Consider the following 16,617-nt stretch of genomic DNA (forward strand, 5'->3'; position numbering starts at 1 on the left):
GGGGATCAGTCGAGATAGCCCCGGAGTTGCTCGGAATAGGACCGCTCGCGCAGTCGGGACAGGGTGCGCGACTCGATCTGGCGTATGCGCTCGCGGGTCACCCCGAAGACCCGGCCGATCTCCTCCAGGGTGTGCGGTTCGCCGTCGGCGAGGCCGTAACGCAGTTGCACCACCTGACGCTCGCGGTCCCCCAGCGTGGACAACAACGCCTCCAGGTGTTCGCGCAACATCAGGGCGGCGGCGGCCTCGGCCGGGGAGGTCGCGTCGGTGTCCTCGACGATGTCGCCCAACAGCACCTCGTCCTCGCCGACGGGGGTGTGCAGGGACACCGGTTCCTGGGCCAGCCGCAGGATCTCGGTGACCCGCGCGGCGGTCAGGTCGAGCACCCTGCCGACTTCCTCGGCGGTGGGTTCCTCGCCGCGTTCCTGGAGCAGTCGGCGCTGCACCCGGATCACCCGGTTGATCAGTTCGACCACGTGCACCGGGACCCGGATGGTGCGCGCCTGGTCGGCCAGCGCCCGGCTCATCGCCTGGCGGATCCACCAGGTCGCGTAGGTGGAGAACTTGTAGCCGCGGGTGTAGTCGAACTTCTCCACCGCCCGGATCAGGCCCAGGTTGCCCTCCTGGACCAGGTCGAGCAGGCCCAGGCCGCGCCCGACGTAGCGCTTGGCGATCGAGACCACCAGGCGCAGGTTGGCCTCGATCAGCCGGCGCTTGGCCCGCTCGCCGTCGTGCACCAGGGTGGTCAGCGCGTCGCGGGCGGCGGGGTCGGTGGGCGGGTCGGCGAGCAGGCGTTCGCCGGCGAACAGGCCGGCCTCGACCCGACGGGCCAGGTCGACCTCGTCCGCGGCGCTCAGCAGGGGCACCCGGCCGATCTCGCGCAGGTATTGGCGCAGCAGGTCGGCGGACGAGGCGCCGGATTCCGCGGGCTGCGGGGCGCTCTCGGGTTCGCCGTCGGCGGCCGGTCGCTCGACGTCTTCGGCCGCGGCCGGCGCGGGTGGTTCGGGTGGCGCGGTTCCTGGGGTGGCGTGCTCCGTGAGGACGGTGGCCGGGCCCGGTTCAGGCTCATCCGTCCGATCCGTGTGGGTGGGGTCGCCGCCGGGCGTTTTCCCCCCTCTGGTGTGCCGATGCACCTTCCCCAGTCTGCTGTACGAGGGGGCCTGCCGCCGAGGGTTGGGCGCGGAAATCTCGCCGGCACGGGGGCGATCCGGCCGATCGACGCGGCCCACCGGCCGGGTGGGGGGCGGTTTTGCCCGGGCAGACGCCCCGGGGGTCAGCCGCCGGGGGCGTACAGCGCCTCGGCGCCTCGGTCGACCAGGGCGCGTTTGTACGTCTCCAGGGTGGTCAACTCCTGCCAGACCAGCGCGTATTCGTCCGCGTCGCGGACCGGGTCGATGCGCAGCAGGCGGGACTTGGCGTCGGCGATCCGGCGTTCGGCGGAGAACACCCGCAGCCGGACCAGGTTGCCGTCGGCGTAGGCCCGGTCCGGGTCGGCGGTGATGTGCGGGCTCTCCACGGCGAGTTCGGTGACCATGTGCCGCACGGTGTCGTCGGGGGCGGCGGTGCGCACCTCGGCGACCCAGTTCGGGGTCTGTGCGAGTTCGCAGCACACGCCGCCGGCGACGGCGATCGCCGCGCGCACGGCCGCGTACGCCGGCGCGGTGAACTCGTCGGCCTCGTAGTGGTCGAACGCCGGTGCGACCAACACCGGGGCCTGCAACGCCAGCTTGAGCACCTCGCGTTGCACGGCCTGGCACATGTCGCGCGGGTCCGGCCGGAAGCCGCCCGGTCGCGCTGCGACCTGCGGTTGCCGGCCGGGCTGCGTGGGGGCCTGGCCCGGCTGGGCGCCCCGCTCGCCGCGTGCGGCGCGCTCGCGCTGCCAGCGGTTGACCTGGGCGACCCGGGCGACCACGAACCGTTCGTCCAGGAAGCCGAGCATCGAGTCGAGCCGGACCGCGTAGGTGTGCCGCAGGGCCTGGTCCTTGATGCCCGCGATGACCGGTGCGGCAGCGTCCAGGGCGGCCACCCGGCCCTCGGCGGTGGACAGGTCGTGGCCCTCGATCCGGGACTTGATGGCGAACTCGAAGAGCGGGACGCGCGCGTCGATCAGGCCGAGCACGGCCTCGTCGCCGTGCGCCAGGCGCAGGTCGCACGGGTCCAGGCCGCGCGGCTCGACCGCGACGAAGGTGCGGGTGACGAACTTCTGGTCCTCCTCGAACGCCCGCAGCGCGGCCTTTTGGCCCGCCGCGTCGCCGTCGAAGGTGAAGATCACCTCGCCGCGGAACTCGCCGGAGTCCATCAGCAGTCGGCGCAGCACCTTGATGTGTTCGTCGCCGAAGGAGGTGCCGCACGTGGCGATCGCGGTACCCGCGCCGGCGAGGTGGCAGGCCATCACGTCGGTGTAGCCCTCGACGATGACCGCCCGGCCGGACTTGGCGATCTCCTTCTTGGCCAGGTCCAGGCCGTAGAGCACCTGGGACTTCTTGTAGATCGGCGTCTCGGGGGTGTTCAGGTACTTGGGACCGTTGTCGTCGTCGTAGAGCTTGCGCGCGCCGAAGCCGATCACGTCGCCGGTGATGTCGCGGATGGGCCAGATCAACCGGCCCCGGAAGCGGTCCATCGGCCCGTTGCGGCCCTCGCTGGCCAGGCCGCCCTCCAGCATCTCCTGCGGGGTGAAGCCCTTGCCGCGCAGGAAGCGCACCAGGTTTTCCCAGCCCTTGGGCGCGTAGCCGAGCGCGAAGCGTTCGGCGGCGTCCTGCTCGAAGCCTCGGTCGGCGAGGAATTGTCGGGCGGTCTGCGCCTCCGGAGTGCCGAGTTGATCGGCGAACCAGCGGGCGGCGATCTTGTGCGCCTCGACCAGGCGGGTGCGCCGGCCCTGTTGGCGGCCCGGCGTGTAGCCGCCCTCCTCGTAGCGCAGTTCGATGCCGTACTGCTGGGCCAGCCGCTCCACGGTCTCGGAGAACGTGGTGTGGTCCAGGCGCATGACGAAGTCGAGAACGTCGCCGCCCTCGCCGCAGCCGAAGCAGTACCAGAGGTTCTTCGCCGGGCTGACCTGGAAGGACGGGGACTTCTCGTCGTGGAAGGGGCACAGCCCCTTGAAGTTTCCTCCGCCCGCGTTGCGCAGTTGCAGGTGTTGTTCGGCGATCTCCGCGATGCGTGCCGTCTCGCGGACCCGCCTGACGTCTTCCTCACGGATACGGCCGGCCACGATCGTCGAGTCTACGGGTCCGCGCGGTGGACGTCGGCGGCGACCGGGCGGCTCACCGCGAGCTCAGCGCGGCGTGCAGGGTGATCGCGGCGCGGTCGGTGAGCGAGGCCACCTGGTCGACGACCACCCGCAGCCGGGCCGCGTCGTCGGCGGCGTCGGCCCAGTCCGCGCGCAACGACGCGTCCAACACCTCGGGACCGCCGGCCACGAGCAGTTCGACCAGTTCGGTGATCACCGCGCGTTGGCGCTCGCGCAGCCGCTCGGCGCCCTCGCGGGCCATCACGTAGCGCGCGGTGACCGCCTTGAGCACGGCGCATTCGAGCCGGATGTCGCGCGGGACGATCAGGTCGGCGGCGTAGCGGGTGACCGGGTCGGTGCCGTACAGCTCGCGGGTGGCGTGTTCGGCGGCCTGGCAGAAGCGGCCGATCAGGCCGCTGGTGGCGTTCTTGAGCCGGGCCTGGGCGCGACGCGAGCCGTCGTAGCCCACCGGCCAGAAGTCGAGCGCGAGCAGTCGGTCCAGGGCCTCGCCGAGTTCGTCGGCCGCGCAGTCGGGGCGGTAGCGGCGCACGGTCAGGTCGAGCAGTTCGCGCCGTTCGCCGGCGTCGCGCAGTCGGACCAGGTCGAGCCGGTGCGACTGCACCGCGTCCTCCAGGTCGTGCACCGAATAGGCGACGTCGTCGGACCAGTCCATCACCTGGGCCTCCAGGCAGCGGCGGCTGGGGTCGGCGCCGGCGCGCGCCCACTCGAACACGGCCAGGTCGTCCTCGTAGGCCCCGTAGGAGTGCGTGTCGGGGCGGCGCGGCCACGGGTATTTGAGCACCGCGTCCAGCCCGGCGCGGGTCAGGTTCAGGCCCACACTGCGGCCGTCCGGGGCGAACGTCTTGGGTTCGAGCCGGGTGAGCAGGCGCAGGCTCTGCGCGTTGCCCTCGAAGCCGCCGCAACTCTTGGCCGCCTCGTCCAGGGCGCGCTCGCCGTTGTGGCCGAACGGCGGGTGGCCGAGGTCGTGCGCCAGGCACGCGGTCTCCACCAGGTCCGGATCACAGCCCAGCGCCTGGCCCAGCTCACGACCGATCTGGGCGCATTCGAGCGAGTGGGTCAACCGGGTCCGCGGGCTGTCCTGACCCGCGGCGGCGGTCTCGCCGGGGACCACCACCTGGGTCTTGCCCGCGAGGCGACGCAGCGCGGCCGAGTGCAGCACCCGGGCCCGGTCGCGCTCGAACGCGGTGCGACCGGGTCGCTTGTTGGGTTCGGTGACCCACCGGGCGAGGTCCGCGGCTTGGTAGGGGCCCCGCCCGGATCGATCCGTTGCCCCGGACCGGGTGGCGGGGGCTGCCGTCGTGCCTGCCGATTTGCTGTCCACTTGTCCACATTAAGGAGTCGTACCGACATTCGACGAAGGCCGGGCCGCGAACAACGCGGGAACCCTTCACCGCGCGTCGGACAATTTGCCGCGCAGTTGGAGCACCGCCTTGGTGTGGATCTGGCAGGTGCGGCTCTCGGTCACCCCGAGCACCTGGCCGATCTGGGACAGGGTCAGGCCCTCGAAGTAGTAGAGCGTCACGACGGTCTTCTCCCGTTCGGGCAGCGCGTTGACCGCGCGGGCGAGCAGGTGTCGCATCTCTCGGCTCTCGGCCACCTCGACCGGGTCGTCGGCGGTGGTGTCCTCCAGCGTGTCCACCAGGCTGAGCCGGTCGCCGCCGTCCTGGCCGGTGTGCAGGAGTTCGTCCAGGGCCATCACGTTGATCAGCGAGAGCTGGCTGAAGATCGCGTGCAGGTCCTCCAGCGCGATGCCCATCTCGTGCGCGACCTCGACCTCCGAGGGCGTGCGGTTGAGCTTGGCCTCCAGGCCCGCGTAGGCCAGTTCGACCGCGCGGGCCTTCTGCCGCACGGATCGCGGGATCCAGTCCAGCGCGCGCAGTTCGTCGATGATGGCGCCCCGGATGCGGCTGATCGCGTACGTCTCGAACTTGATCGCGCGGTCGAGGTCGAACTTCTCGATCGCGTCGATCAGGCCGAACATCCCGTACGAGACGAAGTCGGCCTGGTCCACGTTGGCCGGAAGGCCGACGCCGACGCGCCCGGCGACGTACTTCACGAGCGGCGAGTAATTCAGGATGAGGCGTTCCCGCAGGGTGGGATCCCCCGAGCGCTTGAAGTCGCTCCAGAGGTTCTCCAGCGCACGGTTGGAAGCGCCACCGTCCTCGACGGTGACGGCCGGTCCGTCCTGGGACGCGGACGCGGTGGCGCTCTTACGCCCTGGGATTTGCTTGGGCATGCGTGGCCTTGTGTCGTTCCACGGAGACGTGCGTGCAGATCTGAGTTCTCGCGAGCGTAGCGTGACCTGACGACTCCCGAGCGCTACGAATATCCCGTCGGGCACAATTCGGCCGGATCGCGGCGCGGTGACCCGGATCGCCCGGATCGCGCCCGACGGATCCGGGCGGCGGCGCGAAGGTGGTTTCCGCGCGGGTCGGGGGTGCCGGTCGCGGTGGTCGGGACGAGGGTTGGGCCCGATGGCGGGCGGCGCCCCGGGGCCGGCCCGCGCGGGGCCGCCCACCGGCGCCGATCCACCGATCGGGGGTGCCCGCGGGCGGGCCGGGGCGGGGCGGCGTGCGCGCGTGCGCGACCGGGCTCGGCGTCCGCGCCGTGGCGCGCCCGGGTACGGCGGTCGCACCGACCCGGACGGGTGTACCCGCCGCGTCGGATGCGGGCACGGGGGTCGACGCGGCCACGAGGTCACCGGCCGGTACGGGCGTGTCGTCGAACGTCGCGGCGACGGCACCCGGGCACGCGCGTTCGAGGTGAGCGGGGTGGACGCCGTCCCGAGCGCGCGGGCGCCCGCCGCGGCGGTGGAGCCGGGCCCCGCCCGTCGGTCGGGCGGGCGCGGTCGGCGGCGGCGGGGCGATCCGATCGGGGCGGCCGGTGTCCCTTGCCTCTGCCGCGGCCTCTTCTTCCTCGGCCGCGGCGTCGGCCACGCTCTCGTCGGTCACGGGGTATGGCACCTCCTCGATTGGGCCTCCCCTCACGGTGATGATCACTGCCGCCCCAGGTCAAGCACCGCCACGGCGACGCCACCCCTTCGAGGTGCGATCGACCAGTTCACGGGCGGCCAGCACATCCAGATGGCGGCGGGTGGCGGCGGGCGCCAGGCCGGCCTCGCGGGCGATCCGCGCCGTGGACGCGGCACCGCGGGTCGGCACCGTCTCCAGGATCCGGCGCGTGATCGGCGCCGGATCGTCGCCCGGCCGGAGGGGACCGGACAACACCGGCGCGAGGTCGTCACCGATCAGCCCCACCTGCTCGATCACCTCGGCCGCCCGGGTGACCAGCACCGAACCCGGCTCGCGCAACAACGCGTGCACTCCGGCCGAACTCGGCGAGCCGACCGGCCCCGGCACCCCCATCACCTGGCGGCCCAGCCGCGCCGCCCGACGCGCGCTGATCAGCGCCCCACTGCGCAGCGCCGCCTCGACCACCACCGTGCCCCGGGTCAGCGCCGCGATCACCCGATTGCGCTCGACGAAGCGGTATCGGGTGGGGTGCGCCCCCGGCGGCAGCTCGGTGACCACGGTGCCCTCCTCGGCGATCCGGGCGAGCAGCCGCTCGTGTCCGCGTGGATAGTGCACGTCGATCCCGCACGCGAGCACCGCGACGGTGGGGCCGGCCACCACGAGCGCGCCGCGATGTGCGGCGGCGTCCACCCCGTAGGCGCCGCCCGAGACCACCGTCCAGCCCGCCTCGGCCAGGTCGGCGGCCAGCGTCGCGGCCACGTGCGCGCCGTAGTCGGTGCAGGCCCGCGCGCCCACGACCGCCACCGAGCGCAACGCGGCGAGCCGCAGCGTGGCCGCGCCGCGCACCCACAGGCCCAGTGGCCGGGTGTCCCCCAGGTCGTCGAGCTGGGTGGGCCAGCCCGGGTCGCCGGGGACCACGAAGTCGCCACCGAGCCCGGCGATCCGCGCCAGGTCGTGCTCCGGGTCGTCGTGCCCGCCCAGTCGGACCCGGTAGCCGGCCGGATCCCGCCGGGCCAACTCGACCGGCAACGCGCGGCCCGCCCGCAGGTCGGCCAACAACCGGGCGGCGCCGTGGACCCGCACCGCGCGGCCGAACGCCTCGTCGCCCGGCTCCACCAGCCGGGTCAGCGCGGCCCGGGCCGACCGTTCCGCCGCGGCGTCCCGAGCCGGCGGGTCCGGCTCGGCCCAGGGCAGCGGATCCGGCGCCCTCACGACGCGGGCTCGCCGTCGCCCGCCGAGTCGCCCCGGACGATCCCGGTCCGCAGCTCCAGCGCGGTGTCCAGATCGGCCCGCCCGGGCCGCTCGCGCCCGCGCAGGTCGGCGACGGTCCAGGCGACCCGCAACACCCGATCCAGGCCCCGGGCGGTGAGCAGCCCACGCTCCATGTCCCGGGCCGCCCGATCCAGCGCGTCCGGCTCGACGCTCCAGCGGGTCCGCAGCTCGCGCCCGGGCACCTCGGCGTTGACCGCCCACCCGGTCCCGGCCAGTCGCCGCGCCGCCCGCTCCCGGGCCGCCAGCACCCGCGCGGCCACCACTGCGGACCGCTCCCCCGACCCCTCGGGCGCGAACAACTCGGCCCGGGAGACGGCGTCCACGGTGACCCGCACATCGATCCGGTCCATCAGCGGCCCGGACAGCCGGGAGAGGTACTTGTGCCGCATCAGCACCGAGCAGGTGCAGTCCAGGCCGCGCCCGGAGAACCGCCCGCACGGACACGGGTTGGCCGCCATCACCAGCAGGAACCGGGCCGGGAAACACAACATCCCCCCACTGCGGGCGACGGTGACCGTGCCCGACTCCAACGGCTGCCGCAGCGCGTCGAGCACCCGCCCGGAGAACTCCGGACTCTCGTCCAGAAACAACACGCCCCGATGCGCCAGGGAGACCGCGCCCGGGCGGGGCAGGCCGTTGCCGCCGCCCACGATCGCGGGCATCGTGGCGCTGTGGTGCGGCGCACAGAACGGCGGCGTGGTCACCAGCGGCAGGTCCGGGCGCAGCGTGCCGGCGATCGAGTGCACCGCGCTGACCTCCAGCGAGGACGGCCCGTCGAGCGCGGGCAGGATCCCGGGCAGCCGTTCGGCGAGCATCGTCTTGCCCGCTCCGGGGCTGCCGAGCAGGAACAGGTGGTGGCCGCCCGCCGCGCACACCTCCAGCGCCCGCCGGGCCCGGTCCTGTCCGGCGACATCCGCCAGGTCGGCCGGCTCCGCGCCGGCCGACGTCGGGCCCGCGGCCAGGGTGCCGACCACGGCCAGTGGGTCCGGGCCCAGGCCGATGTCGGCCACCGCGCGTTCCGGCACCGGCACCGGTTCGCCGCGCAGCAGCGCGAGCAGGTGACGCAGCGAGGTCACCCCGCACACGGTGATCCCGGGCACCAGCTCGGCCTCGCCGGCCACCACGGCGGGCACCACGACCCGCGCGCAGCCCGCCGCGGCGGCGGCCATCACCGCCGGCAGCACCCCGCGCACCGGTCGCAGCCGCCCGTCCAGGCCCAGTTCGCCGATCATCACCAGGTCCTCGATCACCCGGGGGTCGAGCACGCCCGCCGCGGCCAGCACGGCGGCCGCGATCGGCAGATCGAACCCCGACCCGGTCTTGGGCACGGTCGCGGGCGACAGGCCCACCGTGAGCCGTCGCTGCGGCCACTCCTCGCCGCTGTTGACCAGCGCGGCGCGCACTCGCTCCTTGGACTCCACGAGGGTCTTGTCCGGCAATCCCACCAGAGTGAACGTGGTCACCCCGGGCTCCAGGTCGGCCTGCACCTCGACCACCACGCCGTCGACGCCCAGCAGGGTCACCGAGCGGGTCCGTGCGAAGCCCATGGTCAGCACACCCCCCGCACATGCTCGACCCGGGCCGCCCCGCGCGCGGCCGGGACCACGGCGACCAGATCGATCCGCACCTCGCCCCCCGGCGGGCCGACCGCCGGGTGGGCCAGCGACCAGCGCTGCGCGAGCACCCGCAGCCGCTGTGCCTTGACCGCGCCGACCGCCTCCAGCGGATGCTCGAAGCCGCCCGCCCGCCGGGTCTTGACCTCGCACACCACGAGCGTGGGCCCGTCCCGGGCGACGATGTCGATCTCACCGTCGCGGCATCGCCAGTTGCGATCCAGGACGGCCATCCCGATCTCGATCAGATACCGGGCCGCGACCCGTTCGCCGTACCGCCCCACAGCGGTGTTCCGGGACTGCCGGGCCGGGCCGGCCCCCTCCCGTGCACCCGCGGGGCCGCTGCCCCGGTCTTCGCCGCCACCCGCACCGATTCGCACGACGACCACCTCCGGCACCGACAGTGCCGGGGCCGGAGGTGGCCGTGGGCGCGGGCCCGACCGGCTGTGGACGACTCGGTCGTTGTGGACGCCGCCCTTGCGGGTGGGGACCCGCGCCGGGTCCGCTCAGCCGCCGAATCCCTCGTTGCCCGAGGGCATCTCGAATTCGCTCTTGGTCAGTTCCTCGACGTTGACGTCCTTGAAGGTGAGGACTCGGACATTCTTCACGAATCGCGCAGGTCGATACATGTCCCACACCCACGCGTCCGCCATGGACAACTCGAAGAAGACCTCCCCGTCGGCCGACCTCACGTGCAGCTCGTACTGGTTGGTGAGGTAGAAGCGCCTTTCCGTCTCGATGACGTACTTGAAGAGACCGACGACGTCGCGGTACTCGCGGTAGAGCTGCAGCTCCATCTCGGTCTCGTACTTTTCGAGATCTTCCGCACTCATGCGCGCCCCTCGCTCCTGCGCTTCGCTGACGTCTCCCATTGTGTACCGGCGACCCTCGCGACCACCGGCGCACCATGGCACAACGGTCCGGGAGCCCGCCTGCGGCCCGGATCGGCCGGCCGGATCCCGGGCGGCCGGCCGCCGCTCAGTCGTTCCACCACTCGAACGGCTCGTCGATCAGCTCGCCCGCCAGGAACGCCGCAAGCAGCTCGGGCAGCCGCCCGGGGTAGAACCGCACGGGGGCGGCCTCGATCTCGGCCGGCGACCACCACACCGCCTCCTGGTACTCGGCCAGCTCCTCGGCCGTCCACTGCGACCGGTCCTCGCCGACCGCGGGCGCCCGCTCGGCGATCCGGACCAGCACCACGAACTCGTGTTGCACCCGCCGATGCCCCGGGCGCGCCCAGGTCACACTCCGCCGCCAGGTGGGCGGGCCCACGTCGGCGGGGGCGATCCGCAGGCCGGTCTCCTCCCGAATCTCCCGGACCGCCGCGTCCACGTAGGTCTCCCCGGGATCGATGCCGCCGCCCGGCAGGTCGTACCACTGCGACGGGTCGGATTCGTCGACCCGGGTGCGAAACAGCAACACCCGATCGTCCGGATCGAGCAGCACCACACGCACGGCGCGGCGTTCCAGGTCGGGAACAAGGTCGGTGGGGTAGTCCGGAACGGGCTCCGGCACGTCTCCGGGCCATGACACGGGTTGAGTCGTCATCCACGGATTGTGCCCCGAACGCGCCCGGCCGGGTCGCCCGGGAGAAGCGCTCCCGAGCGACCCGGCCGGGCCGAGGCACCCGCGGTCAGGCCGGCGGCGCTCCCGAGGGGTCGCGGGTGGCCACCCGCGCCTCGGGCGCGCCGTCCGCCGCCGCCCGGCGCCTGCGTCGCCAGATCACCAGCGGCACGGCCCCGATCAGCCCGGCCGCCATCGGCGTGCCGCCGATCACGTCGAGCCCCAGACCCGGCTGATCGAACGTGCCCGGCACCCCGAGCCCGTGGATCCGGTTCAGCGGCCACACCACGGTGAACGCGCGTCCGATCACCTGGTCCTTGTCGACGGTCCCGTTGAACGGCTGGTCCATGTGATAGCGCGAGTCGGACGAGTTGTCCCGGTTGTCGCCCATCAGCCAGATCCGGCCCTTGGGCACGGTCACGTCGAACACCTTCGTCGACGGGGCCACGCCCTTCTTGAGGTACGAACTCTCGTTCAACGGCTTCCCGTTGACCATCAGGCGACCCTGCGCGTCACAACACTGCACGCGGTCGCCACCGACTCCGATCACCCGCTTGATCAGGTCCTTCTCGTCCGCGGATGGCATCAGACCGACCCAGGACATGCCCTTCTGCAACCCGCGCACCACCGCGTTGTCGGACTGCTTCGGGGCCTCCTGAAGCCAGTTGCCCGGGTCGTGGAAGACCACGACCTGACCGCGCTCGGGCTCCGCGCCGAACCATGGCGAGAACTTGTTCACCAGCACCCGGTCGCCGACCTTGATGGTGTTCTCCATCGACTCCGACGGAATCGAGAACGCCTGGACCAGGAAGGTCTTGATGAGCAACGCCAGCACGATGGCGATCAGCAGGAGCAGCGGCAGTTCCTTCCAGAACGACCCCTTCTTCTTGCGCCGTTCGCCCGAGTCGGAGGCGCCCTCGTCGTCCCCGGAGTCCTCCGGGCCGGGCGATCCGCCGGAGCCGCCCGGGCCGCCGGGATCGTCCGCGTCGGGCGGCGAACCGCCGCCCGGGCCGCCGGGCGCGGGGGTCGGGCCCACCGCCGGGAAGATCGGCGCCGAGTTCGGGTCGACGCCCGGTCGGTTCCCGGGATCGGACGCCGGCCGTTTCACCAGATCGGGCGACTGCGCGGGCCCGTCCCCGTTCGTTGGTTGGGTCGGTGGCGCTCCGGGATCGTGCGGCGCGTCGGTCGGATGCCGCTCCTGCGGCTCCCGCCCACGATCGTCGTCTCCACCAGCGGATCGCGCTCCGATCACGACTTCCCCCACGGCGCCTCCTCGTACCCGTGCAGGCCGGACGGCATCCGGTCGGGGCTGTCCACCGGCCGCCCACAGCTCTGTCTTGATGATTTCCGACCCGTGCCGCGCACGTTGCCGGGTCGATGTCGGTCCCAAAGGTCCGGCATGCGCCGGCGCGAGCGTACACGTCGACGTAGCAGGACCAGCGGAACCGCACCCACCATTCCCATAACGACCGGGGTGGGCGGGGGAATCGCAACCGACAGGGCTTTGTTCCCGAACGTTTCCGGAACGGGCAATCGATGCACCCGGCCGAACGGCCAGGCCACCACGAAGGCCCGACCGACCACATCGTCCTCCGGGATGGTGCCCTGAAAGGGCCGATCCATATGTGCCCGCGAGTCGGCCGAGTCACCGCGATGGTCGCCCATCACCCACAATCGGCCCTTGGGCACGGTCACGCTGAATCTCTTCTCCGAGGGCGCGTTGCCCCGATACAGGTACGGCTCGTCCAGCGGGACACCGTTGACCGTGATCCGACCGGAGGGATCGCAACAGGCCACCGTGTCGCCGCCGACCCCGATCACCCGCTTGATCAGGTCCTGTTCGTCGTCCGAGGGCAACATGCCGACGAACACCAGGCCCTGCTTGACCTGCTTGAGCCCGGGCGGCGGATCGTCCGACTGCTTCTTGCCCAACCAGCCGCCCGGGTCCCGGAAGACCACCACCTCGCCGCGTTCGGGAGTCCAGCCGAACCACGGCGAGAACTTGTCCACCAGCACCCGGTCGCCGACGTTGATGGTGTGCTCCATCGAACCGGACGGAATGTAGAACGCCTGCACGAGGAAGGTCTTGATCAGCAGCGCGAGCGCGAGCGCGATCACCGCCAACATCGGCAACTCGCGCCACAGCGGCACCACCTTGTCCTTGCGCCGCGAACGCCGGCCGCGCCGCCGTCGGGTCGGCGGGGCCGCCTGGACCGAGGGCGCCGAGGGTGGCGAGGGTGGCGAGGGCGGCGAGGGCGGCGGTTCGGCCTCGCCGAGCACCACCGCGCCGGCCGACGCGGCGGGTGCGGCTCCCGTGTCCGGTGACCGCGGGCGCGTGGCCGGCCCCGACGTGCCGGCCTCGGCGGCGCGGGCACCCTTGGGCTTGCCCCGCTTACCCACGACGGTCGAAGTCCGGCCGCTCGAACGTCTTCGGCCGGTCCGCGCCCTGGATGCGACCGAACGGCCAGATGATCCACTGCGCCCGTCCGATCACCCGGCTCTCGGGCACCATGCCGCCGCCCGGGTCGCCGAGGTGGTCACGCGAGTCGGCCGAGTTGCTGCGGTGGTCGCCCATGACCCACAGCTTGCCCTTGGGCACCGCAGCTTCGAAGGGGAAGTCCGAGGGCTTGTCGCCCGGATGCAGGTAGTCGCCCTCGTCCAGCGGCACGCCGTTGACGGTGACCCGACCCTGCGCGTCGCAACACTTGACCACGTCGCCGCCGACCCCGATCACCCGCTTGACGAAGTCGCTGTCGTCCGGGTTCGTGAAGCCGAACACCCCGCCGAACTTGCGCAACGCGCCGGTCACCGGGTTCGCCTTGTCGGTGTCCTCGGGGGTGAACGAGCCGCGTCCGTCGAAGACGATCATGTCGCCGCGGTGGATGTCCCCGAATCGGTAGGCGAGTTTGTTGACCAGGACCCGGTCGCCGACCTGCAACGTGTTCTCCATCGAACCGCTCGGAATCACGAACGGCTGGGCCACCCACGAGTTCACCGCGAGCACCACCACCATCGCCACCGCGACCAGGAGCGGCAGTTCGACCCACGCGGGCATCCGCCGCTGGCGCGGCGCGGCAGGTGCGTCGTCGGCCTCGTCGTCGGTGTCCGCCGGCTCGCCGGGCCCGTCCCCCTCCGTCGCCGGGTCGGGGTCGGCCGCAGGCGCCGCGACGACGTTCGCGTGCGCTTCGGCAGGGGGTTCGACGACGGCTTCGGCATCGGCGACGGGTACCGGATCCGCAGCCGGCTCCCGGGGCGGCTCCGCGGCCGAATCCTTTGCCAGGTTTGGAGACTTCGCCGGCTGCGCGACCGTCGCGACGGCCCCTTCGGAGCCGGTCTCGTCGCCGTCCGCGCTCCGCACCTGCCCCGAGACACGCGAAGGCCGCGCCTCCACGACCTCGGTGGACGAGGTACCGGCGGATTCCTCCGCCGTGGAGGCACGGCCTTTGCTCTGCTCTGCGTCGTCCATCACGAACGAGCCTAGCGTCCGGGTCGCCTCGACATGGTCCAGGCACCCCGGGTGGAACGCCCGGGTCAGCGGCTCGGACGGTCCGTACGCTTCTCCTTGATCTTCGCAGCCTTGCCGCGCAGGTCACGCATGTAGTACAGCTTCGCGCGACGGACCGCACCGCGGGAGACCAGCTCGATCTTCTCGATCACCGGGGTGTGCACCGGGAAGGTGCGCTCCACGCCGACGCCGTAGCTGACCTTGCGGACCGTGAAGGTCTCGCGCACGCCGTCACCCTGACGACGCAGGACGAAGCCCTGGAAGACCTGGACGCGGGACTTGTTGCCTTCGATGACTCGCACGTGCACCTTGAGGGTGTCACCGGGACGGAAGTCCGGGACGTCGTCCCGCAGGGATGCGGCATCGATGTGGTCGAGCTTGTTCATCTCGCGTCGCTTTCTCGTGGGTGCCACAGGTCACCCACGGGTTTCGTGGTCACAAGTGTGGGGTCGCCGCTCCCGAGTGGCGCTCCCCCTGTGGCAGGGGTGCCGTCCGGCTCCCGGGGAACCCGGTCCGGATCGGGACATGGCAACAGCGTCTCAGTCTGCCACAGGTGTATCGGCCGGCCGAAACCGGCCGTCCCGCTCGACCCAGCCGAGCTCGGCGAGGGTGGCCCGGTCCTTCTTGTCCACGGCCGCCGGATCGATGCGCCCGATCAGATCGGGCCGGTGCGCGGCGGTCCGACGCAGCGCCTCGTCGCGCCGCCAGCGGGCGATCGCGCCGTGGTTCCCGGACACCGTGATCGGCGGCACCTCGCGCCCGCGCCACTCGGCGGGCTTGGTGTAGACCGGCCCCTCCAGCAGGTTGGCCATCGCACCGGGTGCGAACGAGTCGTCCCGGTGCGATTCGGCGTTGCCGAGCACACCGGGCAACAACCGGGCCACCGCCTCGACCATGACCAGCACGGCCACCTCGCCGCCGGCCAGCACGTAGTCGCCGATGGACACCTCGTCCACCCGCATCCGGGTCGCTGCCTCGTCGAGCACCCGCCGGTCGATGCCCTCGTACCGGGCCGGCGCGAACAACAACCACGGCTCGTCGGCCAGTTCGACCGCGAGGTCCTGGGTGAACGGGCGCCCGGACGGGGTCGGCACGATCATCCGCGGCACCGGCGCCGCCTCGCTCACGCCCTGTTCGAGCACCGCGTCCAGCGCGAGGCCCCACGGCTCGGGCTTCATCACCATGCCGGGGCCGCCGCCGTAGGGGGTGTCGTCGACGGTCTTGTGCACGTCGTACGTCCAGTCCCGCAACTGGTGCAGGTGCACGTCGATGAGCCCCTTGGCGCACGCCTTGCCGACCAGGGAGACGTCCAGCGGTGCGAGGTATTCGGGGAAGATCGTGACGACGTCGATCCTCACGAGGGGTCCTGCCCGGGTTCCGGCTTCGGCTCGGCCTGCGGCGTCGTGCCCGGCGCGGGCTTCGCGTCGGGCGCCGGCCGCGCCGCGGCTCGGGCGGCCTTCGCCGCGGCCCGCTCGGCGGCGGTGAGCTTCTTCGGCTTGGCCTTCTTCGGCTTGCGCTCGCGCGGACGGTCCTCGCCCGCCTCCGGGTCGGAGACCGCGAGCACCGCGTTCTCCGCGTCCAGCAGACCCGGCGGCGGGGTGATCACCGCGCGCTGGTTCTCCAGGTCGATCTCCGGGACGATCTGGTGCACGAACGGGATCATCACCTCGCGGCCGTCCGCCCGACGGACCAGGAGCAGGTCCTGCGAGGGCAGGTGCACCACCTCGGTCAGCTCACCGATCGCCTCGCCGTCCGCGGTGACCACGTCGAGCCCGATCAACTGGTGGTCGTAGTACTCCTCGGGGTCCTCGGGGAGTTCCTCGGGGTCCACCTCGGCGATCAGCAGCGTGTTGCGCAGCGCCTCGGCGCCGCTGCGGGTGCTCACACCCTCGATGGTGAGCAGCAGCCGGCCGCTGTGCACCCGGCCGTCGGCGATGGTCAGCGGACCGACCGACGGGGGATCCGTCATCAGCACCGCGCCGGGCGCGAGCCGCAGTTCGGGCTCGTCGGTACGGACCTCGACGGTCACCTGGCCCTTGATGCCGTGTGCCTTGCCGATACGGCCGACCACAAGCTGCACCTGCGACTCCTCGTTCTCTGCCCGATGAAACCTCGTGCCCGAGGCAGGAGGCGAAAATGCCAAGAAGCTGCCCGGCGGATGACTCCGCCGGGCAGCTCCCGGTTGGACGTGATGTCCGGGTACGTCAGCGAACCTGGTCGACGTCGACGAGGTCGACGCGGACTCCTCGGCCGCCGAGCGCGGTCACGACGGTGCGCAGCGCACGCGCGGTGCGCCCACCTCGACCGATGACCTTCCCGAGGTCTTCGGGATGGACCCGAACCTCGAGAATGCGGCCGCGGCGGAGATTACGCGCCCGTACCTTGACCTCGTCCGGATGCTCGACGATGCCCTTGACCAAATGTTCGAGGGCTTCCTCGAGCATG

Annotated in this window: 16 protein-coding genes; all 16 read right to left on the reverse strand. The window is 72.4% G+C overall.

The window, feature by feature from the left end; genetic code table 11:
- Positions 1 to 5: 5 nt before the first annotated feature.
- Positions 6 to 1,133, reverse strand: coding sequence for a sigma-70 family RNA polymerase sigma factor (locus ACH4U8_RS03520; RefSeq protein WP_395775716.1), 1,128 nt, complete (start codon positions 1,131 to 1,133; stop codon positions 6 to 8).
- Between the two features lie 140 nt (positions 1,134 to 1,273).
- Complete coding sequence (dnaG, locus tag ACH4U8_RS03525) at positions 1,274 to 3,208, reverse strand: DNA primase (protein ID WP_395775717.1); 1,935 nt, start codon at positions 3,206 to 3,208, stop codon at positions 1,274 to 1,276.
- A 52-nt stretch (positions 3,209 to 3,260) separates the two neighbouring features.
- The gene (locus ACH4U8_RS03530) at positions 3,261 to 4,568 is read right to left on the reverse strand and encodes a deoxyguanosinetriphosphate triphosphohydrolase (RefSeq protein ID WP_395775718.1); all 1,308 of its coding nucleotides are present in this window, start codon (positions 4,566 to 4,568) and stop codon (positions 3,261 to 3,263) included.
- 66 nt (positions 4,569 to 4,634) lie between these two features.
- Positions 4,635 to 5,483 carry an RNA polymerase sigma factor WhiG gene (whiG, locus tag ACH4U8_RS03535; protein WP_360310593.1) on the reverse strand — a complete coding sequence of 283 codons (849 nt, stop codon included), beginning with the start codon at positions 5,481 to 5,483 and terminating at the stop codon, positions 4,635 to 4,637.
- A gap of 775 nt (positions 5,484 to 6,258) precedes the next feature.
- Complete coding sequence (gene dprA / locus ACH4U8_RS03540) at positions 6,259 to 7,431, reverse strand: DNA-processing protein DprA (protein WP_395775719.1); 1,173 nt, start codon at positions 7,429 to 7,431, stop codon at positions 6,259 to 6,261.
- Positions 7,428 to 9,038 carry a YifB family Mg chelatase-like AAA ATPase gene (locus ACH4U8_RS03545; RefSeq protein ID WP_395775720.1) on the reverse strand — a complete coding sequence of 537 codons (1,611 nt, stop codon included), beginning with the start codon at positions 9,036 to 9,038 and terminating at the stop codon, positions 7,428 to 7,430. The genes dprA and ACH4U8_RS03545 overlap by 4 nt, the downstream gene beginning before the upstream one ends.
- A gap of 2 nt (positions 9,039 to 9,040) precedes the next feature.
- On the reverse strand, positions 9,041 to 9,484 hold the full coding sequence (locus tag ACH4U8_RS03550) for a YraN family protein (RefSeq protein WP_395775721.1): 444 nt from the start codon (positions 9,482 to 9,484) through the stop codon (positions 9,041 to 9,043).
- A 126-nt stretch (positions 9,485 to 9,610) separates the two neighbouring features.
- The gene (locus ACH4U8_RS03555) at positions 9,611 to 9,937 is read right to left on the reverse strand and encodes a DUF2469 domain-containing protein (protein WP_020553228.1); all 327 of its coding nucleotides are present in this window, start codon (positions 9,935 to 9,937) and stop codon (positions 9,611 to 9,613) included.
- 145 nt (positions 9,938 to 10,082) lie between these two features.
- The gene (locus ACH4U8_RS03560; protein WP_395775722.1) at positions 10,083 to 10,652 is read right to left on the reverse strand and encodes an NUDIX hydrolase; all 570 of its coding nucleotides are present in this window, start codon (positions 10,650 to 10,652) and stop codon (positions 10,083 to 10,085) included.
- Between the two features lie 85 nt (positions 10,653 to 10,737).
- Positions 10,738 to 11,703, reverse strand: a complete 966-nt coding sequence (lepB, locus tag ACH4U8_RS03565) for a signal peptidase I (protein ID WP_360310601.1) — start codon at positions 11,701 to 11,703, stop codon at positions 10,738 to 10,740.
- A 212-nt stretch (positions 11,704 to 11,915) separates the two neighbouring features.
- Positions 11,916 to 13,067: a signal peptidase I gene (gene lepB, locus ACH4U8_RS03570; RefSeq protein ID WP_395775723.1), complete on the reverse strand. Its 1,152-nt coding sequence runs from the start codon at positions 13,065 to 13,067 to the stop codon at positions 11,916 to 11,918.
- Positions 13,060 to 14,133: a signal peptidase I gene (gene lepB / locus ACH4U8_RS03575; protein ID WP_395775724.1), complete on the reverse strand. Its 1,074-nt coding sequence runs from the start codon at positions 14,131 to 14,133 to the stop codon at positions 13,060 to 13,062. Before lepB (ACH4U8_RS03575) ends, lepB (ACH4U8_RS03570) begins: the two co-directional genes overlap by 8 nt.
- A 65-nt stretch (positions 14,134 to 14,198) precedes the next feature.
- Positions 14,199 to 14,558, reverse strand: a complete 360-nt coding sequence (rplS, locus tag ACH4U8_RS03580) for a 50S ribosomal protein L19 (RefSeq protein ID WP_360310607.1) — start codon at positions 14,556 to 14,558, stop codon at positions 14,199 to 14,201.
- A gap of 153 nt (positions 14,559 to 14,711) precedes the next feature.
- Positions 14,712 to 15,530 (reverse strand): tRNA (guanosine(37)-N1)-methyltransferase TrmD, encoded by an 819-nt coding sequence (trmD, locus tag ACH4U8_RS03585; protein ID WP_379992548.1) that lies wholly within the window; start codon positions 15,528 to 15,530, stop codon positions 14,712 to 14,714.
- Positions 15,527 to 16,252 carry a ribosome maturation factor RimM gene (rimM, locus tag ACH4U8_RS03590; RefSeq protein WP_395775725.1) on the reverse strand — a complete coding sequence of 242 codons (726 nt, stop codon included), beginning with the start codon at positions 16,250 to 16,252 and terminating at the stop codon, positions 15,527 to 15,529. The genes trmD and rimM overlap by 4 nt, the downstream gene beginning before the upstream one ends.
- A 124-nt stretch (positions 16,253 to 16,376) precedes the next feature.
- Positions 16,377 to 16,616 (reverse strand): RNA-binding protein, encoded by a 240-nt coding sequence (locus ACH4U8_RS03595; RefSeq protein WP_020553237.1) that lies wholly within the window; start codon positions 16,614 to 16,616, stop codon positions 16,377 to 16,379.
- Position 16,617 lies beyond the last annotated feature (1 nt).

Source organism: Embleya sp. NPDC020886 (assembly GCF_044333915.1).
Taxonomy (GTDB): Bacteria; Actinomycetota; Actinomycetes; order Streptomycetales; family Streptomycetaceae; genus Embleya.

Coding starts and splice junctions, on each gene's coding strand:
- whiG (WP_360310593.1), bottom strand. CDS start 5,483: ATGCCCAAGCAAATCCCAGGGCGTAAGAGCGCCACCGCGTCCGCGTCC.
- ACH4U8_RS03545 (WP_395775720.1), bottom strand. CDS start 9,038: ATGGGCTTCGCACGGACCCGCTCGGTGACCCTGCTGGGCGTCGACGGC.
- ACH4U8_RS03555 (WP_020553228.1), bottom strand. CDS start 9,937: ATGAGTGCGGAAGATCTCGAAAAGTACGAGACCGAGATGGAGCTGCAG.
- ACH4U8_RS03560 (WP_395775722.1), bottom strand. CDS start 10,652: ATGACGACTCAACCCGTGTCATGGCCCGGAGACGTGCCGGAGCCCGTT.
- lepB (WP_395775724.1), bottom strand. CDS start 14,133: ATGGACGACGCAGAGCAGAGCAAAGGCCGTGCCTCCACGGCGGAGGAA.
- rplS (WP_360310607.1), bottom strand. CDS start 14,558: ATGAACAAGCTCGACCACATCGATGCCGCATCCCTGCGGGACGACGTC.
- ACH4U8_RS03595 (WP_020553237.1), bottom strand. CDS start 16,616: ATGCTCGAGGAAGCCCTCGAACATTTGGTCAAGGGCATCGTCGAGCAT.